Source organism: Pseudomonas sp. SDO5532_S415, assembly GCF_054071155.1.
On the sequence record NZ_JBSVWS010000059.1, the window covers coordinates 1 to 22,146 of the forward strand.

Annotated in this window: 14 protein-coding genes; 6 read left to right on the forward strand and 8 right to left on the reverse strand. The window is 59.5% G+C overall.

Annotated elements, in window-relative coordinates; translation table 11 throughout:
- Positions 1-64: 64 nt before the first annotated feature.
- The 7 genes from ACW9HW_RS15095 to ACW9HW_RS15125 form a co-directional block, all read right to left on the reverse strand.
- On the reverse strand, positions 65-1,282 hold the full coding sequence (locus ACW9HW_RS15095; protein ID WP_457400552.1) for an amino acid deaminase: 1,218 nt from the start codon (positions 1,280-1,282) through the stop codon (positions 65-67).
- 39 nt (positions 1,283-1,321) lie between these two features.
- On the reverse strand, positions 1,322-2,086 hold the full coding sequence (locus ACW9HW_RS15100; protein WP_095194701.1) for an IclR family transcriptional regulator: 765 nt from the start codon (positions 2,084-2,086) through the stop codon (positions 1,322-1,324).
- A gap of 172 nt (positions 2,087-2,258) precedes the next feature.
- Positions 2,259-2,648 (reverse strand): RidA family protein, encoded by a 390-nt coding sequence (locus tag ACW9HW_RS15105; protein ID WP_095194700.1) that lies wholly within the window; start codon positions 2,646-2,648, stop codon positions 2,259-2,261.
- A gap of 30 nt (positions 2,649-2,678) precedes the next feature.
- Entirely contained in the window at positions 2,679-3,473 is a 795-nt protein-coding gene (locus ACW9HW_RS15110) for an amino acid ABC transporter ATP-binding protein (protein ID WP_095194699.1), read from the reverse strand.
- Positions 3,470-4,132: an amino acid ABC transporter permease gene (locus ACW9HW_RS15115; protein WP_095194698.1), complete on the reverse strand. Its 663-nt coding sequence runs from the start codon at positions 4,130-4,132 to the stop codon at positions 3,470-3,472. The genes ACW9HW_RS15110 and ACW9HW_RS15115 overlap by 4 nt, the downstream gene beginning before the upstream one ends.
- Positions 4,133-4,140: 8 nt before the next feature.
- Positions 4,141-4,803 (reverse strand): amino acid ABC transporter permease, encoded by a 663-nt coding sequence (locus tag ACW9HW_RS15120; protein WP_095194697.1) that lies wholly within the window; start codon positions 4,801-4,803, stop codon positions 4,141-4,143.
- Between the two features lie 49 nt (positions 4,804-4,852).
- A complete protein-coding gene (locus ACW9HW_RS15125) occupies positions 4,853-5,698 on the reverse strand; it encodes a transporter substrate-binding domain-containing protein (protein ID WP_095194696.1) in 846 nt (281 codons plus the stop codon).
- Between the two features lie 993 nt (positions 5,699-6,691).
- Between ACW9HW_RS15125 and wecB the strand changes: the two genes are divergently transcribed.
- Genes wecB through ACW9HW_RS15150 form a run of 5 tightly spaced genes read left to right on the forward strand, consistent with a single transcriptional unit; the run spans position 6,692 to position 15,104 of the window.
- A complete protein-coding gene (gene wecB, locus ACW9HW_RS15130; protein WP_095194693.1) occupies positions 6,692-7,846 on the forward strand; it encodes a non-hydrolyzing UDP-N-acetylglucosamine 2-epimerase in 1,155 nt (384 codons plus the stop codon).
- Positions 7,843-10,017, forward strand: coding sequence for a cyclic di-3',5'-guanylate-activated glycosyltransferase NfrB (nfrB, locus tag ACW9HW_RS15135; RefSeq protein WP_457400554.1), 2,175 nt, complete (start codon positions 7,843-7,845; stop codon positions 10,015-10,017). The genes wecB and nfrB overlap by 4 nt, the downstream gene beginning before the upstream one ends.
- The gene (locus tag ACW9HW_RS15140) at positions 10,014-13,166 is read left to right on the forward strand and encodes an NfrA family protein (RefSeq protein ID WP_457400556.1); all 3,153 of its coding nucleotides are present in this window, start codon (positions 10,014-10,016) and stop codon (positions 13,164-13,166) included. The genes nfrB and ACW9HW_RS15140 overlap by 4 nt, the downstream gene beginning before the upstream one ends.
- On the forward strand, positions 13,166-14,044 hold the full coding sequence (locus tag ACW9HW_RS15145; RefSeq protein WP_457400557.1) for a DUF4434 family protein: 879 nt from the start codon (positions 13,166-13,168) through the stop codon (positions 14,042-14,044). The genes ACW9HW_RS15140 and ACW9HW_RS15145 overlap by 1 nt, the downstream gene beginning before the upstream one ends.
- Positions 14,028-15,104: a diguanylate cyclase domain-containing protein gene (locus ACW9HW_RS15150; protein ID WP_457400571.1), complete on the forward strand. Its 1,077-nt coding sequence runs from the start codon at positions 14,028-14,030 to the stop codon at positions 15,102-15,104. The genes ACW9HW_RS15145 and ACW9HW_RS15150 overlap by 17 nt, the downstream gene beginning before the upstream one ends.
- Before the next feature lie 114 nt (positions 15,105-15,218).
- On the opposite strand, the gene ACW9HW_RS15155 is transcribed toward ACW9HW_RS15150, so the two are convergent.
- Positions 15,219-16,778, reverse strand: a complete 1,560-nt coding sequence (locus ACW9HW_RS15155; RefSeq protein ID WP_457400558.1) for a TerC family protein — start codon at positions 16,776-16,778, stop codon at positions 15,219-15,221.
- 406 nt (positions 16,779-17,184) lie between these two features.
- Here ACW9HW_RS15155 and ACW9HW_RS15160 point away from each other — a divergent pair, with 406 nt between their 5' ends.
- Complete coding sequence (locus ACW9HW_RS15160) at positions 17,185-22,086, forward strand: dermonecrotic toxin domain-containing protein (RefSeq protein WP_457400560.1); 4,902 nt, start codon at positions 17,185-17,187, stop codon at positions 22,084-22,086.
- The last annotated feature ends 60 nt before the right edge of the window (positions 22,087-22,146 follow it).

A 22,146-nucleotide genomic window follows, 5' to 3' on the forward strand; every position in this document is an offset into this window, starting at 1 on the left:
ACAGGGAAACGCATTCCATTGTGGGAGCGAGCCTGCTCGCGAAGGCAGCACCTCGGTTCCGGACTTAGAAACAGGTTTCCATGGTTTCGATGACGTTCAACTGCTCATCCACCAGGCACCCCGTGCGCCACTTGTCGAACGTCAGGCACGGGTGCGAGGTGCCGAACGAAATAATGTCGCCCACCCGCAATTCAACCCCCGGCGCCACGGTCATGAACGCATGCTGGTCCATCACCGCCGTCACTTTGCAGGCACCGACATCGTCGCCTTTAGCCGGCACCACGCCAGCCTTGTAACGCAGCAACGGCACCGGCAAACCGGCGTCGTAGGCCACGTCGCGCTTGCCCAGGGCGATCACGGCGAAGCCCGGTTCGGGCAACGACTGCACGTGAGCCCAGACTTCCAGCGCCGGACGCAGACCTTCGTGCAGGTCGCTGCGGCGGTCCAGCACACAGCATTGCGCTTCTTTATAGATGCCATGGTCATGGGCCACATAACTGCCCGGACGCAGCACACTGAGGAAACGCCCGGCGGCGTTCTGTGCTTCGAACTCCTCGGCAATCAAGTCATACCAGGCGGAGCCCGACGCCGTGATGATCGGTTTGGCGATGGCGAACGCGCCGCTGTCTTGCAACTGCACGGCCAGGCGAACCAGGGAGCCGGCAAACGCACGAATGCCGCTGACGGCGTGATCACCGTGAATCACCCCTTCGTAACCTTCAATGCCTGTCAGGGCCAGCGCCGGTTGAGCGGCGATGGCCTTGGCCAGGTCGAGGACTTCCTGCTCGCTGCGGCAACCACAACGACCGCCCACCACGCCGTACTCGATCATCACGTTCAGGCGCACACCGCGAGTGGCGAAGTACGCGCCGAGATCAGCGACGTTGTCCGGGTGATCGACCATGCAATAGAAATCGAATGTCGGATCGGACAGCAAATCGGCGATCAATGCCATGTTCGGCGTGCCCACCAGTTGGTTGGCCATCAGTACCCGACGTACGCCATGGGCATAGGCCGCACGGGTTTGCGTGGCGCTGGCCAGGGTAATGCCCCAGGCGCCAGCGTTCAGTTGCCGGCGAAACAGCGCCGGGGTCATGCTGGTCTTGCCGTGGGGCGCCAGCTCCGCGCCGCTGTTGCTGACAAAGTCCTGCATCCAGCGAATGTTGTGTTCCAGCGCTTCGCGATGCAGTACCAGGGCCGGCAGGCTGACGTCACGGACCAGGTTGGCCCCAGTCTGGGCAAAGCCCTTTTCCACGGCGGCAGTTTGGGGGGCAGTAGACATGGTCGAACTCCTCACATTCGCGGCTGTACGCAGCCGCTGTTATTCGTTGATACGACGGGCCAGGCTGTTGGCGCTTTCGATCAGCACCCGTCGGTAGTCGTTGTAATGGGTCTTGGCATCGGCGCGCGGCGCGACGATGCACAAGGTGCAAATCGCCACGCCATTCGGGTCTTTGACCGGGGCGGCGAAGCAATGGGTAAAGGTGTCGGCGACGCTGTCGAAAGAGAAAAAGCCGTCGATGCCGGCCTGACGGATTTCCTTCAGAAACTGCGCAAGCTCCAGGCGATCGCCGTTGGGCAGGATGAAGTCGTCGTGGTCGATCAGGTCAACGATTTCCTGGTCGCTCAGGTGCGCCAGCAACAGGCGCCCGGAGGCGGTCCAGGGGATCGGCGCGTTCTCGCCGATGTCCGAGGAAATGCGGAAATGCCGCTCGCCCTCCTTCATCAGCGCCACGGTGTACTTGCGTCCGTTGAGCAGGCACATCTGCGCGGTTTCACGGGTCTGGCTGACGATGTCCTGCAAGGCGTGATCGGCCTCGCGGGTCAGGTCGAAATGGCGCAAATGCGCCTGGCCGAGGAAGTACAGCTGGCGGCCGAGGTACACGTGACCGTCCTTGCCGACCGGCTCCAGGATCCGTCGTTCCAGCAACGAGGCAACCAGTTCATAGACCGTGGATTTGGGGCTGCCGATGCCGCTGGCGATTTCGTTCGGGCGCAGGGGCTGGCCGATTTCCTTGAGGAAATCTAGGATATCGAACGCCCGGTCCAGACCGCGTGCCCGGCGCTTGATGGTGTCTTCGGTCATATCAGTGGTTCCCTTTCAAAGTCGCCGGGAGTTTAACCAGAGTGCTGCGGTGACTGTTAGGCCGCCATCGCTGGCAAGCCAGCTCCCACAGGTTCTGTGTGCTACCACAGATTGCAGGCACACCATCAATCCCTGTGGGAGCTGGCTTGCCAGCGATGCAGTCACCGCAGACTCAGGTCTTTTTCTTGTAGGCGATGCAATCGATCTCGACCTTGCAGTCGACCATCATGTTCGCCTGCACACAGGCCCGCGCCGGGGCGTGTTCAGGTTTGAAGTACTCGGAAAAGACCTTGTTGAAACTGGTGAAATCCCGCGGATCGTCCAGCCACACCCCGGCACGCACCACATCTTCCAGGCCATAGCCGGCCTCTTCGAGAATCGCGATCAGGTTCTTCATGGTCTGGTGGGTCTGCTCGACGATGCCACCAACAATGATCTCGCCATCCAACGCAGGCACCTGGCCGGAGACGTGCAGCCAGCCATCGGCTTCAACGGCGCGGGCGAAAGGACGAGGCGTGCCGCCAGCGGCGCTGCTGCCGGTGCCGTAACGAGTGATGCTCATGGGTGTTTCTCCTGATTGAAAATTGAAAGCTCAAAAACGCGTGCTTTTGAGAAATTCCGCCAGTCGTGGCGATTGCGGGCGCTCGAACAGTTCCTTGGGCGGTCCCTGCTCTTCGATGCGCCCCTGATTCATGAAAACGATCTTGTCCGAAACCTCGAAGGCAAAGCGCATTTCGTGGGTCACCAGCAGCATGGTCATGCCGTCATCGGCCAGGCCCTTGATCACATTGAGCACTTCGCTGACCAGCTCCGGGTCCAGCGCCGAAGTCACTTCGTCGAACAGCATCAGGCTCGGGTTCATCGCAATCGCCCGGGCGATCGCCACGCGCTGCTGCTGGCCACCGGACAACTGACCGGGGTAGTGATCGCGGCGCTCCAGCAGGCCGACCCGCTCCAGCCACTTTTCCGCCAGGGCCACGGCTTCGTCCTTGTGCAGCTTTTTCACCTTGAGCAAGCCCAGGGTGACGTTCTGCAACGCGGTGAGGTGCGGGAACAGGTTGAACTGCTGGAACGCCATGCCGGTCATGGCGCGATGGCGGGCGATGACTTTTTCCGGGTGGCGGATACGTTTGCCATTGATCTCGTCATAGCCGATGGATTCGCCGTCGAGCAGGATCTGCCCACCCTGAAACTCTTCAAGCATGTTCACGCAGCGCAGCAGCGTGGTCTTGCCCGAGCCGCTGGAACCGATCAGCGTCACAACGTTGCCGCGCTGCATGGTCAGGTCGACACCCTTGAGCACTTCGAGCGGGCCGTATTGCTTGTGCAGGCCACGAATGTCCAGCAAAGGTTGGCCGTTTTGTGGGTTGATTGGAGTCTGAGTCATGGCAAGGCCACCCGCTTTTCAATGTGCCGGCCGAGTAACTCGATGCCGTAGTTGATGACGAAGAACAGAAAACCGGCGAACAGGTAGAACTCCAGGGTCATGAAGGTCCGGGCGATGATCTGTTGGGTGCTGAGCAGCAACTCGGCCACGCCGATCACCGACAGCAGCGTGGACGCCTTGACGATCTCGGTGGACGAATTGACCCAGGTCGGCAAGATCTGCCGCAGCGCCTGGGGCAGCAGCACGTAGCCGAGGGCCTGATAGAACGTCAGGCCGATGGCCTTGCTCGCTTCCATCTGCCCGCGCGGCAGTGCCTGCAACGCGCCGCGCACGATCTCGGCGACGTGGGAGCCGCAGAATAACGTCAGCCCCAAGGCACCCGCCTGGAACGCGCTGATCTGCCAGCCCAGCGCCGGCGCCATATAGAAGCAGGCCAGCACCAGCACAAACACCGGCGTGCCGCGAATCACATCGACGTAAAAACGAAACGGTGCGCGCATCCAGAATTTGCCGTAGGTCAGCACCAATCCGGCGAAAACACCGAGTACCGTGCCGAGCAAAATCGCCAGCGCCGACACCTGCACACTGGTCAGAAAGCCTTGCCACAAGGGCTCCCGTGCAACCCACAACTCATGCAACCAACTGGGGGATTCGTACATGGGGCCTCCTATCGGCGGATCGCCAGACGCTGTTCGAGGTATCGCAGCATCATGGCAATGAGGTAACAGGCCGCCACATACAGCGCCGTGGTCACCAGCCAGGTTTCAATCACCCGGTAGCTCTCGACATTGATCTTGCGCGCGTAATAGGTCAGCTCCGGCACGGCAATCGCCGCCGCCAGCGAGGTGTCCTTGAACAGCGAAATGAAGTTGTTCGACAAGGCCGGCAGCACGTTGCGCAACATCACCGGCACGGTGACGTAAGCCTTGACCTGCCACTCGCCGAGGCCAATCGCCAGGCCGGCTTCGCGCTGGCCCTTGGGAATGCTCAGCAGGCCGCCGCGGAACACTTCGGTCAGGTACGCCCCGGCATACAGCGACAGGGTGATGATGAACGAAGGAATCTTGTCCAGGCGTATGCCCAGGCTCGGCAAGGCGAAATAGATCAACAGAATCAACACCAGAATCGGCGTGTTACGGATCACCGTGACATACACCGAAGCCAGCACCCGCAACGCGCGGTGCTTCGACAGCAAAGCAAACGCCATCAGCAGGCCGATCACGCAGCCGATGGCGATCGACACCAGCGCCAGTTCGAGGCCCAGACCGAGCCCCGCCAGCAAGCTGTCGAAATCGCGCCACACGGCGGCAAAGTTCAACTGATAGTTCATGGTCGGCAGTACCTTGAGCGGGGCGATTCACCGCCCCGCTCTCACGGGATCATTGGAATTCGACGGGGAAACCAATCTTCGGCGACGGCAGATCGACACCGAACCACTGTTTGAACGACGCCGCGTAAGTCGGGAACTCAACGCCGGTCATGGCTTCATGCAGGGTGGTGTTGACGAAGTTCAGCCAGTCCTGATCGCCGCGCTTGACCGCACAGGCGTAGGTTTGCGGGCTCCAGGCATAGGCCGGGCTGCGATAGCGGCCAGCGTTCTGCACCATCAGGTATTTCACCGACGACTGATCGGTGGCCGCCGCGTCGGCGCGTCCCGAGTTCACCGCCTGATACATCAGGTCCACGCTGTCGTACTGATCGACCTTGGCCTTGGGCAACGCCTGATGCACCAGTTCTTCGGCATACACGTTTTGCAGCACCGCCACGGTGACGCTGTCACCAGCGGCCTGCATGTCGTCGATTTCCTTGTACTTGCTGTTGGCCGGCAGCAGCAGGCCGACACCTTCACGGTAGTACGGCAGGGTGAACGCCACTTGCTGGGCACGGCTGGCGGTCACGGTGATGAACTGGCAGCTCATGTCGACCTTGTCGGTCAGCAGGTTGGGAATCCGCGCATCGGATGACTGCACCACGAACTCGACCTTGCTCGGGTCGTTGAACAGCCCCTTGGCCACCATGCGCGCGATATCGATATCGAAGCCCTGCAACTTGCCGTCCGCGCCCTGGAAGTGCCACGGCGCATTGGTGCTGCCAGTGCCCACAATCAGTTTGCCACGGGCCAGAACGCTATCGAGCTTACTGTCCGCCGCCTGGGCCACGCCCATGGCGGCAGCAGAGGCTGCGAACAGAAAAACACACGCTTTGAACAAGGAAGGTCGACGCATGGCAAGCACTCCAGGAAGGTTGTTTATTCCGCTATACCGGAACATGGTATGTAACAACGGAACAGACAGCAGAAAGTGTGCCACAGGTTGGGACGGCTTTGTGTGCAAGATTGAAAAATGTTTTGAATCAGATAGATGCATTAAATCTGGCAAAAGAGTGACTAAACGCACCAGACAGTTATATCGCTACCATGGGCCACAACACCGGGTATTTGCACCACATTGGACGGTAACTACCGAACAACACACTTGTAGGAGCGAGCTTGCTCGCGATGGTCGTGAATAAAGCCACGGAGTTCCTGGATAAACGCGGCGCCCTGGCGTTCATCGCGAGCGAGCTCGCTCCTTCAGAAAGCACGCGTACCACCCCGACCAGGTCGGCTACCAGGCCGCCTCGCTTGGCTTTGCGCGGTGTTCGCCCCCTCGAGAGGCCGAGTGGAGGTTCTGCGCAGTGGGCAGCTCGGCAGGGATGCCGAGGTAGCCGCGCACGGCCAAGGATGGCCGATCGCGGCGGGCCCACGGAGCAGGACCGGAGCGAGGGCATGCCGAGCATTAGCGAGGCACCGATCGACAGGGGCAAGAGCCCTTGGTTACTTGGGGCTTTTCCAAGTGACCCGCTGTAAAAGCGGAACCCTAAGTGGCCGTTACCGCAAGAATGGATATGTACTCGGTCAACAGCATTCAGGCCGGCTGTCAGGCCGCCTTCGCGAGCAGGCTCGCTCCCACAGGGGATCTTCAGCGTGCACAAAAAGTGTGTGCAACACACATCGAATGTGGGAGCGAGCCTTCTTGCGAAAAACGTTCGGGCAACGCGATCATTCGGGTAGCCCGCGTTATCGTTGACGACCATCGCGAACTCGCTCCTACAGGCGTCGCGATGGAGCGAAGGCGCACATTGGACAACCCCCCATCCGGCTGCTTTATTCAATACCCAAGTGATAAGCACTCTTAACAGCGGCGACGCGTCTGGCGTGAGTTGTCCCGGGAGGGTTCATGTCCTTTAAAGTCATGATGGTGTTCGGCACACGACCCGAAGCCATCAAGATGGCACCCCTTGCACGGGTCCTGCGCAACTGGCCCGGTATCGAACTGAACATCTGCTCGACCGGCCAGCACCGGGAAATGCTCACGCAGGTGCTCGACTCCTTTGAGCTGTCGGTCGATGAAGATCTGCAGGTAATGACCCAGGGGCAAACGCTCAATGGTCTCTCCGAACAGCTGCTGGAGCATCTGGACAAGGCCTACGAACGGGTGCATCCGGATATCGTGCTGGTTCACGGCGACACCACCACCAGCTTCATCGCCGCCCTCGCCGCCTTCAATCGCCAATTGCCCATCGGCCATGTCGAAGCCGGTTTGCGCACCGGCAACTTGCGTGCGCCCTGGCCGGAAGAAGCCAATCGACGCCTGACCGGTGTCCTCGCCGACCTGCATTTCACGCCGACCACCAAGGGCGAAGCGAACCTGCTGGGCGAAGGCGTGCCCAAGGCCCACATCGAAGTCTCCGGCAACACGGTGATCGATGCGCTGCTGTGGATGCGCACCCATCAGCAGGACATTCACTGGCACCCGGCCGTTGACTCGCCGTTGGCGGTACTCGATGACAAGCGGCGCATGGTGCTGATCACCGGGCACCGCCGGGAAAACTTCGGTGGCGGCTTTCGCAACATCTGCCTGGCGCTGGCCCATCTCGCCGAGCGCTACCCGGATGTGCAATTCGTCTACCCGGTGCACCTCAATCCGCAGGTGCAGAAGGCTGTCTACAGCGTGCTTTCGGACAAGCCCAACATCTACCTGGTCGCACCACAGGATTACCAGCACTTTGTCTGGCTGATGGACCGCGCGCATTTCATCCTCACCGACTCCGGCGGCATCCAGGAGGAAGCCCCGGCCATCGGCAAACCGCTGTTGGTACTGCGCGATGTCACCGAACGGCCTTCGGTGCTCGAAGGCGGCACCGTGTTGTTGGTGGGTACCGACACGGAACGCATCGTCAAGGAAGCCAGCCTGCTGCTCGATGACGACGCCACGTTCCAGCGCATGAGCCGAATTTTCAGCCCTTACGGCGACGGCCACGCCAGCGAGCGGATTGCCAACCGGCTCTGCGCCTGGCTCAAACAACACTCGTCGTCGGGTAAAGCGGTATGAGTTTTGGTCTGGTCGACTTCTTTGCCTATGTGCTGTTCGGCCTCAAATACCTCGCGATCATCCTGGCGCTGTTGATGTTTGTACTCGGGCTCGATGACCTGTTCATTGACCTTGTGTATTGGACCCGCAAGCTGATCCGCCGCTGGCGCATTTATGAAAAATTCAAGCGTGCCGACGAGCAGCGGCTCTACACCAAAAGCGAAAAACCACTGGCGATCATGGTGCCGGCCTGGAACGAAGTTGGGGTAGTGGGTGAAATGGCACGCCTGGCGGCCTCGACCCTCGATTACGAGAACTATCAGATTTTCGTCGGCACCTACCCCAACGATGCCGAAACCCAGGCCGATGTCGATGCGGTCTGCCAGCACTATCCGAATGTGCACAAAGTGGTCTGCGCGCGCCCCGGCCCCACCAGCAAGGCCGACTGCCTGAACAACATCATCGACGCCATCCTGCGTTTCGAAAGCGAGGCGAAGATCCAGTTCGCCGGCTTCATCCTGCACGATGCCGAAGACGTGATTTCACCCATGGAGTTGCGCCTGTTCAACTACCTGCTGCCGAACAAGGACCTGATCCAGATCCCGGTCTACCCCTACGCGCCGGAATGGAAAGGTTTCACCGCCGGGCACTACGTCGACGAATTCGCCGAGAACCACGGCAAGGACGTGATCGTTCGCGAGGCCCTGACGGGCCAGGTACCCAGCGCCGGTGTCGGGACCTGCTTCAGCCGCAAGGCCATCAGCGCGCTGCTGGAAGATGGCGATGGCATTGCCTTCGATGTGCAGAGCCTGACCGAGGACTACGACATCGGCTTTCGCCTCAAGCAAAAAGGCATGATCTGCATCTTCGCCCGCTACTCGGTGAGCGACCCGAAACTGGCGCTCGAACAGCCCTGGGTGTTCGGCATGGATCGTGCGTTTTCCCAGGTGATCTGCGTGCGCGAGCATTTTCCCCGGGACTGGCAGCATGCGATCCGGCAAAAATCGCGCTGGATCGTTGGCATCGTTTTCCAGGGCACCAAAAACCTCGGCTGGAGCCCCACGGGGTTACTCAACTATTTTCTGTGGCGCGACCGTCGCGGCATGATCGCCTACTTGCTGAGTTTCCTGGTCAACCTGTTGTTCCTGGTGTTGCTGGCCATGTGGCTGGTAACGGTCATCGCACCGAATGCCTGGCGTTACCCGTCGATACTCGCCGACAGCCCGCTGCTCAAAACACTGCTGTGGCTCAACGGTTTGATGCTGCTCAATCGGCTGTTCCAGCGCGGCTGGTTCGTCACCCGTTATTACGGCTTGGGCGAAGGCCTGCTGTCGGCACCGCGAATGATGTGGAGCAACTTCATCAACTTCTTCGCCAACGTACGGGCGCTGCGCCAGGTCATGGAGATGGGCGATTCCCGTCGCGTGGCCTGGGATAAAACCACCCATGAATTCCCGGCCCTGACCAAGGCCCAACGCACGCCGCTGGGTCATCGCCTGGTGGAAAAAGGCCTGCTCAGCGAAGAACAACTGGAAGCAGCGATCACCAACCCGGTGCGCCGGCGCCTCGGTCATGAGCTGTTGCTGCGCGGGCACATCGACACCACGCAACTGGTGCAAACCCTGGCCGAGCAACGGGACATGGAGTGGGCGCCGCTTAATCCGTTCAAACTCGACAAACGCCTGATCGACCTGGTGCCGCGCAAGGTTGCCTCCCACTACGGCGTACTGCCCGTGGCCGAGGAAGGCGACACGCTGGTGCTGGCCTCCGAAGGGCCGGTCAGTCAGGTATCGCTGGGCGCCATCGGCCGCCAGTTGAAGCGCCCGGTGCGCTGTCGCCTGGCACCCCAGGGGCGGGTCACGCTGGGGATACGCCACTGGTACGCCAGCCCCCGGCAAAATGCCGACGTCCATCACATGCTCGAGGTGCTTGAGCGTCATCAGGATGATGAAGCCTTGCTTGAACGCATCAGTCATCATCAGGTGTTGCTGGGCAATCTGCTGCAAGTGCGCGGCATGGTCCCGCCGAGCCTGTTCAATCAGGCCCTGATCGACTTCGATGCCGAGCACATGTCGCTGGGCCAACACCTGATCTCCCGCGGCATGATCACCCAGGACGTCCTCGAACAGGCTTTGGTTGAACAAGCCAGCGAACAGCAGGCCGCCTATCGCATCGCCCGGGAGGTTGAATGAAACCTCATGCCGTGTTCGTCGGTTGCCTGCTGCTGAGCCTTAACGCCGCCTGGGTTCAAGCCGAACCGCTGACTGACTTCGAGCAATTTCGCAGTTTCCCCTACATGGACCGCAGCTACCGCGAAGCGAAAAAAGGCAACTGGGCCGAAGTCGAACGACTGATGCGCCACCTGCTGGACATCGTGCCGAAAAATGACGAAGCGCGGGCGCTGCTGGTCGAAGCGCTGGCCAAGCAACGGCGCTACAAGGACGCACTGCAAGCACTGCCGGATAACCCGCAAAACAGCGATGCCTTGCTCAACCTGCGCCTGACGTGGATCGAACAGGATCCGCCCGGCAGTGGGCAGGTCGAACAATGGATGGCCGCCAGCAACCTCAACCAACGCATCCGCCTGTGGCAGGCCTACAGCCTGAGCCTGGCCAAATTTGGCGGTGCGGGCCGGGCTCACGATTGGCTGGCGCAATTGGAGCCCAAAGGTGACGACCGGATTCTGCACCTGGCCCTGTCCAATTGGTCCGAGCAACTGCGCGACTGGAACGGCACCATCGAACAACTCGCGCCCTTGGCCGCCAACAATCAACTGGGTGCCGAAGACTGGCAGCGGCTGGCCAATGCGTATGTGCAACGGCTCGACGAACAACCGCTGGAGCAATTGCTGCAACAGGCGCCCACCCCGGAGGCGGCACGCAAGACTCGCCTGGCGATGGTCGATCGCGCGATAGCCGTGGGGCACACCGAACAGGCTCAGCGCTGGCTGCAATCACTGCCGCCGGACGATCTTGCCGACCCCGCGCAACGCCGGCGCCTGTGGGAGCTGGCGCGGCAAACCGGCGACAGCACAACGGTGCAGCGCTTGAGCGGTGAATTGCAGCGGCCGTGCCTGGAGACCGCCGAATGGCTGTCCCGTCGCGATCCGGATGCCGCGCTCATGCAATTGCGTGGCTGCCCCGCCGACGCTGATCCCGAGACCTGGCTGATCCTTGCCCAACGCCTGCACGCCACCGAACTCCTGCAAGGCACGCGCCTGCCGCAACCCTGGGATAGCCGGCGCCAGCAACACCTGCTGGACATCTGGCAGCAAGAAGGTCAAAGCGACAAAGTCATGGCCTGGCTTGCCAGCCAGCCGCAGACCGCCGAGGTGGTCAAGCGGCGGGCCGAACTGGTTCAGGCGCTGGGGCGCACTACCGAAGCGGCGACACTCTGGGAGCGGCACTACCAGCAAACCGGCAACCTTCGCTCGCTCGATCAGGCCACGTACCTGGCGCTGAATGCCGGACAGCGCGAACACGCACAGCACCTGCTGGAAAACGCTTACGACCGCCATGGCGGCAAGCTCCCCGACGCCCTGTTGCAACGGCTGGCGACGCTGTATGCCTCGTCGACGCCCACGCCTGCACAGCAACGGCGCATCGTGTCGCTGCTCAATCGTGTCGACCCCGCCACCCGCGGCCAACTGTTGGCGCAACTGGCCGAGAGCGGCCAGTGCGGCGCCGTGCAGCAAGCCATCGGTGCGCAACCCCGGGCCGCCGGCGACTACCGCGCACTGGGGCGTTGCGCCATGCCGGATCGCCCTGGCGCTGCCGTCGTTTATTACCAACAGGCGGAAAGCTCCGGCGATCGAAGTAGCCGCGTGCCCTTGGCCTATGCCCTCGAAGCGGCCGGCGATTCGGCCGCAGCCTTGGCAATCTGGCGCAGCCTGCCCGATGCCGAACTCAGCGACAACGCCCGCCTCACCGCCAGTCGCAGCGCCCTGAATGCCGGGGACCTGCCAGCCGCCGAACTTTACTGGCAGCAAAGCCGCAGCCGTGGCCCCAACGAATGGGCACTGGGTGCCGCGATTGCCGATGCGCAGGGCGATCATGGCTTGGCCCTGCAACGACAACGCTCCGCCTTGCAACATTCAGCGGATGCCGGGCACTTCTACGCCGCGTCGGTCACCGCGCAGAAGGCCGGCGAACCTGTGCAAAGCACCGCCTGGCTGGCCGAGGCGGTACGACTCGAACCGGATAACCCGCGTTACCGCGCCGATTACGGCATGCGCCTGGCCGGTGCTGACACCCGGGAAGAACGCGCCCAGGCCATTCCTTATCTGCAAAGCGCCACCCGAAGCTTCCCCGAGGATTATCGCCTCGGCGAAACCCTCGCCTCGCGCTATGACGAAGTTGCGGACAGCGCAGCGGCGCGCAAGGAACTGCGCCGGGTGATCGATCTGGAACAAAACCCGGTAGCGGCCGACGACGAGGACGGCAGCATGGAGGCCCGGCGTTATCGCCAACGCCGCGCCCATGAAACCCTGTCACGCCGCGACTCGCGCACCGTGGCCAGCACCTGGTCGCCGGCCGGGGTCTCGACCAACGACTTCCTGCGATCCGACGAAACCAGCGGATCACGACGCCGTTCCACCTCGCAAAACGTACAACTGGCCATGTGGGATCACGCTCTGGGCGAAGAACCGAGCCGCGCCGGCAGCACACTGTCGGTCTATGGCCGCGTACTGCTCGGTGGTCAGAGTCGATCCAGCTACGCCGAATCCATCGCCACCGGCGTGGGGCTGCGCTACAAACCCTGGGGCACGGCGAACATCAACTTCTACGGCGAGATCTACAAGCAGAGCCAGTTCGATGACCAGGACAATCACGGCCTGAGCCTGGGCCAGATGCTGGCTCCGGAAAAGCTGTCGGACCAGGTCGAGGATCACCGCAAGGACGGGCACACCACCACCGATTACCTGTTGCGCAGCACCGCTTCGTTCCTGGATCAGGGCAGGTTTCGCAACGACTGGCGCGTCGACGAAAGCGACTGGGAAGAACGCTTTCTTTATCTGGATGCCGCGTGGTGGACCAAGGCTGGCGACCATCAATGGTTGTCGCGTTTCCAGCAAGGTCACGCGTGGAAGCTGCCGTTCAACGGCGCGCAAACCCTCATGCCCTACGGCTTTCTCGAATTTGCCAGCCAGGATCCGAGCAATGACTGGCGCCAGGATTTACGCACCGGCATCGGCCTGCGCTGGCAATGGTGGTTCGACGATGACATCTACAACGCCTACCGCGCGCACCTGACGGTTCGCACCGAATACCAGCAATCGTTGGGCGGCAATTTGTATGAAGGCGGTAACGGTGTACTGCTGGGCGTGGAGTTGAATTTCTGATGAAGCGACTTCTATTGCTTGTGTGCCTGTTGTTCGGCAGCGCGATGGTCCGCGCTGAGGAGCGGATTTTCTATCAACCGTTGAACGTCGATGCGAGTCTCGGCCAGGCGCAATGGCAGCGGATCTGGCAGGACACGGCCAAACAGGGTGTCCACACGGTGATCGTGCAGTGGACGGCCTACGGCGATTCTGATTTCGGCGGCGCCCACGGCTGGCTGGCCGACAGCCTGAAGCTGGCCCAGGCCCAAGGTTTGAAGCTGGTGCTGGGGTTGTACATGGACCCGGCCTATTACCAACGCATCAATGAGCTGGACAGTGCCGGGCTGGCGAGTTACTGGCAGGCGCAATTGGGCCAGTCGCTGGCCCAACGTCAGAAGTTGCTCAAGGACTGGAAGCTTCTGGTCACTGGCTGGTACTTGCCGATGGAGCTGGACGACTTGCATTTCCTCGCCCCTGATCGCCGGCAAACCCTGCTGCGTCAACTCAAGGACTTCGCCGGCCAGCTCGATGCGCCGCTGCATGTCAGTGCCTTCAGCGTCGGCAAGCTGGCGCCGCGTGTCAATGGTCGGTGGCTGGCGGCGTTGGCCGGCCAGGGCATTCAGGTCTGGTGGCAGGACGGTGCCGGTACCGAGCGTTTACCGCCATTGGTGCGCCAGGGTTACGCCCAGGCGCTGCCCTGCTCCGTCGGCATCGTTCAGGAAGCGTTTCGTCAGGTCAGCACCGCGAGCACGGCCTTTCGCGCAGAACCGGCCAACCTGCAAACGGCATCGACGGGCTGCCATCCCGGTGCGGTGTTTTCCCTGCGTTACCGGCCATGGGGCAAGGTGATGCTCGATAACCAGCGCAAGAGCAAAGTCGATGATGTACAAAACCATTGAAGATGAAGTGCTGAAAAAGGCGCCACCGGCCGAGTTGCAGGCTGAATTCATCCAACATGAGTTCGAACGGTTGCACTCCTTTTGCCTGCTGATTTACCTCGCCAGCATCGTGATGTGGATTGTCTTCGATCTGATCATCAGCTACGTCGGCGGTCAGGGACTCACCTGGCGTTCAGTGCCGTTTATCGGGCTCTTTGCGATCTTCTCGATCATTCTGGTGTTCACCCGCAAGGCCCGGCATTTCGATGTGCTCAATCTGCTGTTCGCCCTGACCATTACCGTTGGCGCGCGCCTTCTGATCGAAGGTTTACCGCAAGATCTACAGCCCGCGTGGCTGATGCTGGCAGCCACAAGCATCTTGTACAGTGCGTCCACGTTGCCGCTGAGCCGCTGGACGTTTTTTGCTACCCAGATCGTTACCTGGCTGATGCTCAACCCGTTCTTCGACGGCGATGTGGCGCTGTTCGACCTCAGTGGCGTGATGATGGTCTGTTACATGGGTTTTTTCTGCGCGCTGACCCTCTACACCTTTCTCATCCTGCGCAAGGCCAAACTGTATAACTTCATCATGTCCAGGCTGCTGCTGGACCAGGCGTACATCGACACGCTCACCGAAATCCCAAACCGCCGCTCGTTCATGACCCGCGCCGATAAACAGCTGCACCGCGTTCCACGCGAGCACGACCATTACCTGGCGATGATCGATATCGACAATTTCAAGAAGGTCAACGACGTCTACGGACACGACATCGGCGATGAAGTACTCAAGCGCATCGCAGCGGACATCAAGACGGTGATGAGCCACTTCGAATACGCGCGACTGGGCGGTGAAGAGTTTGCGATTTACCTGGCCGGGGTGCGCCGCGAAGATGTCGAGGCCCTGGCCGGCGAATTGTGCCAGGTGGTGCGCGAGCAAGTGACCCGACATCCGGTGACCATCAGTATCGGCCTGGCCAGGGTACTGGAGGGCGACACCTTGAACCAGGCGCTGATCAAGGCGGATGCGGCGCTGTATGAGTCAAAGCATACGGGGAAGGATCGGTACACCTTTCATCAGTGATAGGTGCGTCGCCTATCAGGCCGCCTTCGCGAGCAGGCTCGCTCCCACAAGGCATCGCGCTATCCCTGTGGGAGCGGGCTTGCTCGCGAAGGGGCCATAAGCCCCCGCGCAAAACTACCCGCCGATACGCGCCAAAAAGACTCGAGTCACCCGCCGCTCTTGCACCGACATCACCGTCATCCGCCACCCTTCCCACTCGTGGCTGTCGCCCTTCATCGGCAGGCGATCCAGCAAGCTCACCACCAGCCCGGCCAGGGTTTGATAGTCGTCGGTCGGTTCTGCCGCAAAGCCAGTGCGCTGGCGCACCCGCGCCAGGTTCAAGGCGCCGCTGACCAGGAACCCGCCCTTCTCCTCGACCACATCCGGCCCTTCGATTTCGCTGGCGTCCGGCAACTCGCCGGCAATCGATTCGAGGATGTCGGTCATGGTCAGCACGCCGACGAAATCGCCGAATTCGTTGACCACGAACGCGATGTGGGTCGACGCCTTGCGCATCTGCTCCAGGGCATTGAGGATCGAATAGCTGTCCAGCAGGTTGATGGTCTGGCGTGCCAGGTGTGCAAGGTCGGGTTGATTGCCGGCCAGGAACTCCTTCAGTAACTCCTTCTTGTGCACGAAACCCAACGGCTCATCCACCGCACCGTCGCGAATCAACGGCAGACGCGAGTACGACGAATGCATCAACCGCGTGCGAATCGCCTCGGCATCATCGGCCAGATCAATGTGATCGACGTCGGCCCGCACAGTCATCAGGGTGCGAATCGGTCGCTCGGCCAGTTGCAGCACACCGCTGATCATCACCCGCTCACGACGATCGAACAGTTCCTCGCTCTGTGCCTCGCCGTCGTCCAGCATGTCGGCAATCTCTTCACCCACCTCTTCCACCGCCAGCTTGCGCCCGCCGAGCAAACGCATCACCGCATGGGCAGTGCGTTCGCGCATCGGTCGCAGGCCCTGCATCGAGCGCTTGCGCCGTGCCCGGGCGATCTGGTTGAACACCTCGATCAGGATCGAGAAACCGATGGCCGCATACAGATAGCCCTTCGGAATATGGAAGCCCAGACCTTCGGCGGTCAGCGCAAAGCCGATCATCATCAGGAAGCCCAGGCACAGCATGATCACCGTCGGGTGCGCGTTGACGAAACGGGTCAGCGGCTTGCTGGCGACGATCATCAGGCCGATGGAAATGATCACCGCGATCATCATCACCGCCAACTCATCGACCATGCCCACCGCGGTAATCACCGCGTCGAGGGAGAACACCGCATCCAGCACCACGATCTGCGCCACGATCGGCCAGAACAGCGCGTACGCCGTGTTGGATGAACGCTGGCCGACGTGACCTTCAAGCCGTTCATGCAGCTCCATGGTGGCCTTGAACAACAGGAACACGCCACCGAACAGCATGATCAGGTCACGCCCGGAGAAGCTCTTGTCGAACACCTCGAACAGTGGCTGGGTCAGGGTCACCAGCCAGGAAATACTGGCCAGCAGTCCCAGGCGCATCAGCAATGCCAGGGATAAACCGATCAACCGCGCGCGGTCGCGCTGCTCCGGCGGCAATTTGTCGGCGAGGATGGCGATAAACACCAGGTTGTCGATGCCCAGCACCAGCTCCAGCACAATCAATGTCAACAAGCCCAGCCATGCGGTGGGGTCGGCTAACCATTCCATAAAAATGTCTCGATCTCTTCAGTGAATTCAGAATGCCGGGCACGGCAAGGCGCGGCGCAGGGGCCGTGGAGCTGCAATGTCGGGGGTAATCGGAAAATGAAAGACCGGGTGTTTCGCGTGCATCAAGACTGCACGTAAGCGCGAAGGGAAAGGGTAACTGGGGGGCTCCGTGAGGGTGTTCATGCAAGTCCTGAAAGGAAAAAAGGACTTGAATCGTACAGGCGGGAGGGACGGATCCTACAGCTGGAAATCATTTCAAGATATATGCAAAAAAGCGTGAGTACACATTGCCAAAGCTTACGTGGGGTATTCAGTTACCGCACATCGACCCGTGAAATCGCATTACATCCCGTTGAGGCGGGCCAAGGGGGCCTTGCCGTTCAATATATGACAACAGGATGTTTTGATGACGGACGCTCCAGTCACACAGAAAAAAATCTCCGACACATTGGCACAGGCGGTTCAACAAGAGTTCAAGGACCGGCCGATCGTGATCACCGCGGCGTTGAGGCAATTCAGCGCAGCACTGGACAATAGGTATCCCGCGCTGCAAATCGACGTGCTCACGACAACCCTCAATACGCCCAATTGGGTCAGCGAAAACATCATCGATCTTCAGGGCGACGGCGAAAACGGTCACGGCGTCGAACGCCAGGACACTCGAATCGATGGCTATACCACAACACCGCTGTTTGAGGTAATGATCCATAGCATTACCGCAAAGGCGCAGCTGTACTTCACCAATGGGCACTTCCTCAGTGATGCGCAAGACAAACGCATTGAGGTCGATATGCGAGAGGTCGAAGATCTTTTGCGCCGATTACCCAAGGTCATGATCCCGGCGCTGCAACAGTCCCTGGTCGATTACTGGAATGAACCGGCTGTCGAAGGTACCAGCCGTTGGCAATGGCTCAGCGATGTGCTCAGAACGGCACTGCTGGTCAGTATGGGGCCATCGGCCAGCGGCTCCTTTCTGAATCAAGAGCAGGCCGATACGCTTTTGCAAGTCATCCAAAGCCCTGACAAAGCCCTGCGCGTCAGTCGTTATGGCCGGGATTGCGCACAGGCTTTTTTGATTGACTACCAGGCCCGAACCGGGCGAACCCTGAAGGCTCATCTGGCCTACGAGGTATTGGTCACGCGTAAGGTCAATGGTCGTGAAGTGGTTGTCTGGTTCGAACCTGGCGGAGCTATTGAGGCCTATGATTCGTTGCAGGCGTTCGCGGATGACCAGGTGAGCAAGAAAGGACGCGAGCTGGAGTTCAGCGCTCTTGAACTACAGCCTTTCGAGTCGATCGGCGACGTCTTCGTCACTCAGGCCCAGGCATTGCTCAACAATCAGCTTGAGGACCTGAACCTGTTCGGCTCAGTGGAGGGGCAGGATCTGAAGGTTCTGGAAGACCGGTACGCTCACCTGACGGATCTGGCCCCCTATCTCCTGAAATCCAATCCCGGCCTGCATGAGCAAAGGCTTTATGGCGAAGTCAGCAGCCAATTGCCCGATTGGGCAACGCTCGCCAACAATGCCGACATCCAGGAATACAGTCGGTATTTGTTTCGACTGGCGGCCCTTCAACAAACTACAAAAGGCCTGGCCTACAACCACGGGATCGCCACTGCCGAACAGTTTGCCAACCAGGCTCTGATGGACGGGATGTCCTCCTATGGCGAAGCGGTAGATCCGGACCTGATCGAGGTTACCCAATACCGTAATGAAGATGGCGAGCTGCTGATCGTCGAACCCGGAACCGGCCGGTTCACGAGCGAAACCCAAAGCCTGACTCATCGAGCCTTGAATAACCTGGCCGGATTACCCTTCCTGGCCTCTGAGTTCAAACTCAAGGATGGCTCGCCTGCACCGGCCTGGATGACCCTCGATAACCTGAGAGCGCTGATCAGCGCCGCGGACATCGGTAAAAATTACCCGGCCGAAATCAAAAGGCTTCTGCTCGATGATCTGGCACAGAGAGCGGAGCGTGAAAAGCTCTTCGCTGATCAGTTGCGCATTCAACTGCCGATGCTCGCGCTCGAGAACAAGATTCGGCAACGATCAGGCTTTACCGATGCGGGTTACCGCTATGTAGCGGCGATTATGGAGCCGGAGTCCGAAGCCAGGCGCGTTACCGGGCAACAGATCGTTATCAGGCCCCTGGCGTTTAAAACCGAAATGTCGAATCAAACCCATGTGGTTCCCGACATGTTTGTGTTCGGAACGGCAGACGAAACGGTCGGCCCGCATATCCTGTACCGGCCTCTTTACCCTGAACAACTGATTGAGTTCGCTTCGCTCGATGCCTTGATGGAGGAAATTGTCAGCAACAATCCCAGGCCAGCCGAAGAGCAGCCCTCGGACAGCCGGCCCAATCCGTCGTTGCAGAAAAGCATCCTGGATTGGCTGGAAGCAGATGTGCGCAGAATCTATGACAACGGAGGCTTCCGCGAACCCCACCCGGTGGGCGTCATATTCGATACGGATTTGCTGCGCCCCGCACCTGCCGAATTCGACAAACAGTCACTCAGTGGTGATGTGCTGACGCATTTGTATGAAGCGAACGCCAACATCCTGGCTCGCCAGGCGGACGAGCAAACACTGTCGAATGCCGAGTACCGCTGGAACACGCTTAAGGAAATGGGGCTGATCGTCGTCGACAGCGTACTTAACGTGGTCCTGCCCTTTGTAAGCGGCCCCGCAGCAACCGTTGGCTGGTTGTTTGTCATGGAGACCTCTGTTTTACAGGCGTTGCAGGCACTCGCCCATGACGACAGCGACCCGATACAGGATTTGACGTTCAACCTGTTGATCAATCTGGCGCTGTCTTTGTTGATTCACCGTCTTGCACCCGATATCCATACGTCGGTCCAACCCTTCGCGCGCCCTTCGATAGTGCCCCGACCAGGGGCTGTCGAGGTCAAGCCGCAACTCAAACCCCCGATCGGGCCAGGCGCGGCCACTGCCATTACCGACAGCGTGCTGGATTTTTCAACGCCGACTTCCGGCAATTCACGGCAATTGCTCGAGCGATTCCTGCAAATCAATCAAGCCGGACGCGGACCGGTAATTACCGTCCCGGCACCGAAAGGGATTGAGGTGGTCGATGGCCGCTGGTATGCAAAAGTCCCCGGTCGTCTCCGTGGGCAAGGCTGGGCAAACGTCGCGCCGACCGAGAGCGAAAACGTTGTGGTTCTCGACAACCTGGGAAAGCCGATAAAAGGGCTGGAGTTGAAAAACAATGGCCAGGAACTCTGGGATATCGCGCCGGAGTTTCGGGTGCGTGGGGGCGGTCAAGGAAGTAGCCGATACCTGTCCGACGTATTCGCTGATTCGCAACTACGGGCGCGGCGTGCGGATAATGCGCGCAAGGTCGAGGCACTTAATAAACGTGTAGAGGCGTTGGAAGCAAACCTGAAACCGGCACAGAAAAACGGGAACGACGCCCTCGAAAAGGCACGCGCCATAGCGAATGAGATCAAAGACGGGACCAGTACCGGCGAGGCGCGTTTAGCGCTCAGAAAAAGCCTGCGCAATGCGGATCTGGATTATAAGAAGAAAGCGAAGCTGTTCATTGATGGTCATTTGGAAAGAGCCAAGACACTTGAGGATGCAGTGAAGGTTCTTGAAAGAGATAAAGACTATCAACGTGACGCCATCATCGCCAATTTGAAAAAAATCGTGATCAGTCTTGGTGTTGCCGATGAAGAGCTGAACAAGCTGCCGGGGGTATGGCCAGAGTCGGGGATTTCTGAACAGGATATTTTTCCACTGGCCTATGAACTCAAAACGGCGACCACTGATGCACCTTACAGCGCAGTATTTGAGATAAGGAAGCGACTGATCGATTTATTCCCGGAGCGGATCAGCGTCAGTTCCAGACTTGAGCAAGCAATGACGAAACTTGAGATTCTGGATAGGGAGGCAAGAAAGGGTTACTTACAACGAACCGGCGATTTATCCGATTTTACCAAGCTATTAAAAGACCGGTTCGAGAAACGCACATTTACCACGGATTTTTTGACCGTTCGACATCTGGTCAGCTTGCGAGGGGTACTGGCGGGGGATTCGTTGCTTGAGCCCAGCCTGAGCGAAGTGGCGGGCCTGGAAGGGCTGAGTAAAGCGAGATTGGGGGAAGTGACGGCTAACGTATTGAAGTTGAACTCGACGCAAGGGTTTGACCCGGGGCAACGGATCGACCTGCTCCAGGAAGCGGTCGGTATTTACAATGATGCGGAACTCATGGCGGGCAACCTTCGCAAGGTTGGCGCTCAACAGAGTTATGTACCTCAGGCATTTCTCGAGAACTTTCTCAAGGCCTTGAAGGCTGTGCGAGATATTGCTGAAGAAGAGTTGTCCGCGTCGATCACTGAGGACATGCAGGGCGAAGCTGTCCCGACAGAGGCAGAACAAAGCGTCGCAGAGACGCCAAAAAAAGCCAGAAAGAGAACCAAACGCCCCAATGAACGCTTGATCAACACACCGGAAGGTTATCGAGTAGGAGAGACTCAGGAGAAAACGACGAGCGAGCCTGACGAAACGGTAGCGGTAAAGGATATTGCAACCGGCAAAGACATTATTTACTACAGGCACGAAGGTGATGACCTCTACCAGCAAAGAAATGTCGAATCAGCGCAAGTTCCTCAATTACCTAAATCAACTCCTGAGCTCCGGACAATGCTCAACGAAGGGCAAAAACTTGTCGATAGTATCAATAAGCTTATTGGGAGCTACAGGAAAGACGCTCCCCTGTACCGTAACCCCACCAGTCTCGAAGACAGGTTCCTGACACAGGCAACCAAACTCAAGGAACTGGCGGCAAACATTCATCAGAAGATAACAGGCGTTACCGGGCCTGATCATGGGAAAGCCGTAAAACTGTACCAGGACCTCAAACGCGCAAGCGACCAACTGGTCCAGGAAGGAAAAAAACTGCGTATTAAAACCACCAAGGCATTGCCCCCGAATGCCGGCAGCTTCGAGTACTTGCTGGGAGAACACGAAGTGGCTATTCAAAACCCGACCTGGACGGATAAGTCGACGCCAAAGGAGTCAAGTTTCTTGCTTGAGTATGAAATAGTCGACAGTCGTAGCAAGAAAGTGATGTGGTATGCGCACTTTCACTGCTCAGCCCAATCAGTCAGTTCGATGACGCAAGCTCATCTGAAACTGGCGCGCCTGAGATTCCTGACGGTTAAAGATCAGCTGATCCGCTCCAATGGCAAGACGGAAGGCGTAATCTTTCCCGGTAATATGAAAACGGACTTTTCCAGGAAATACTTTTTCACCCCTCTCCCACCTGGGCGTAAGGCAGAGTAAAGGATAACGATAGCCGTCCCGGAGCAAACAAGACTTGCGCCTGCAGCAATAGCAGGCGCA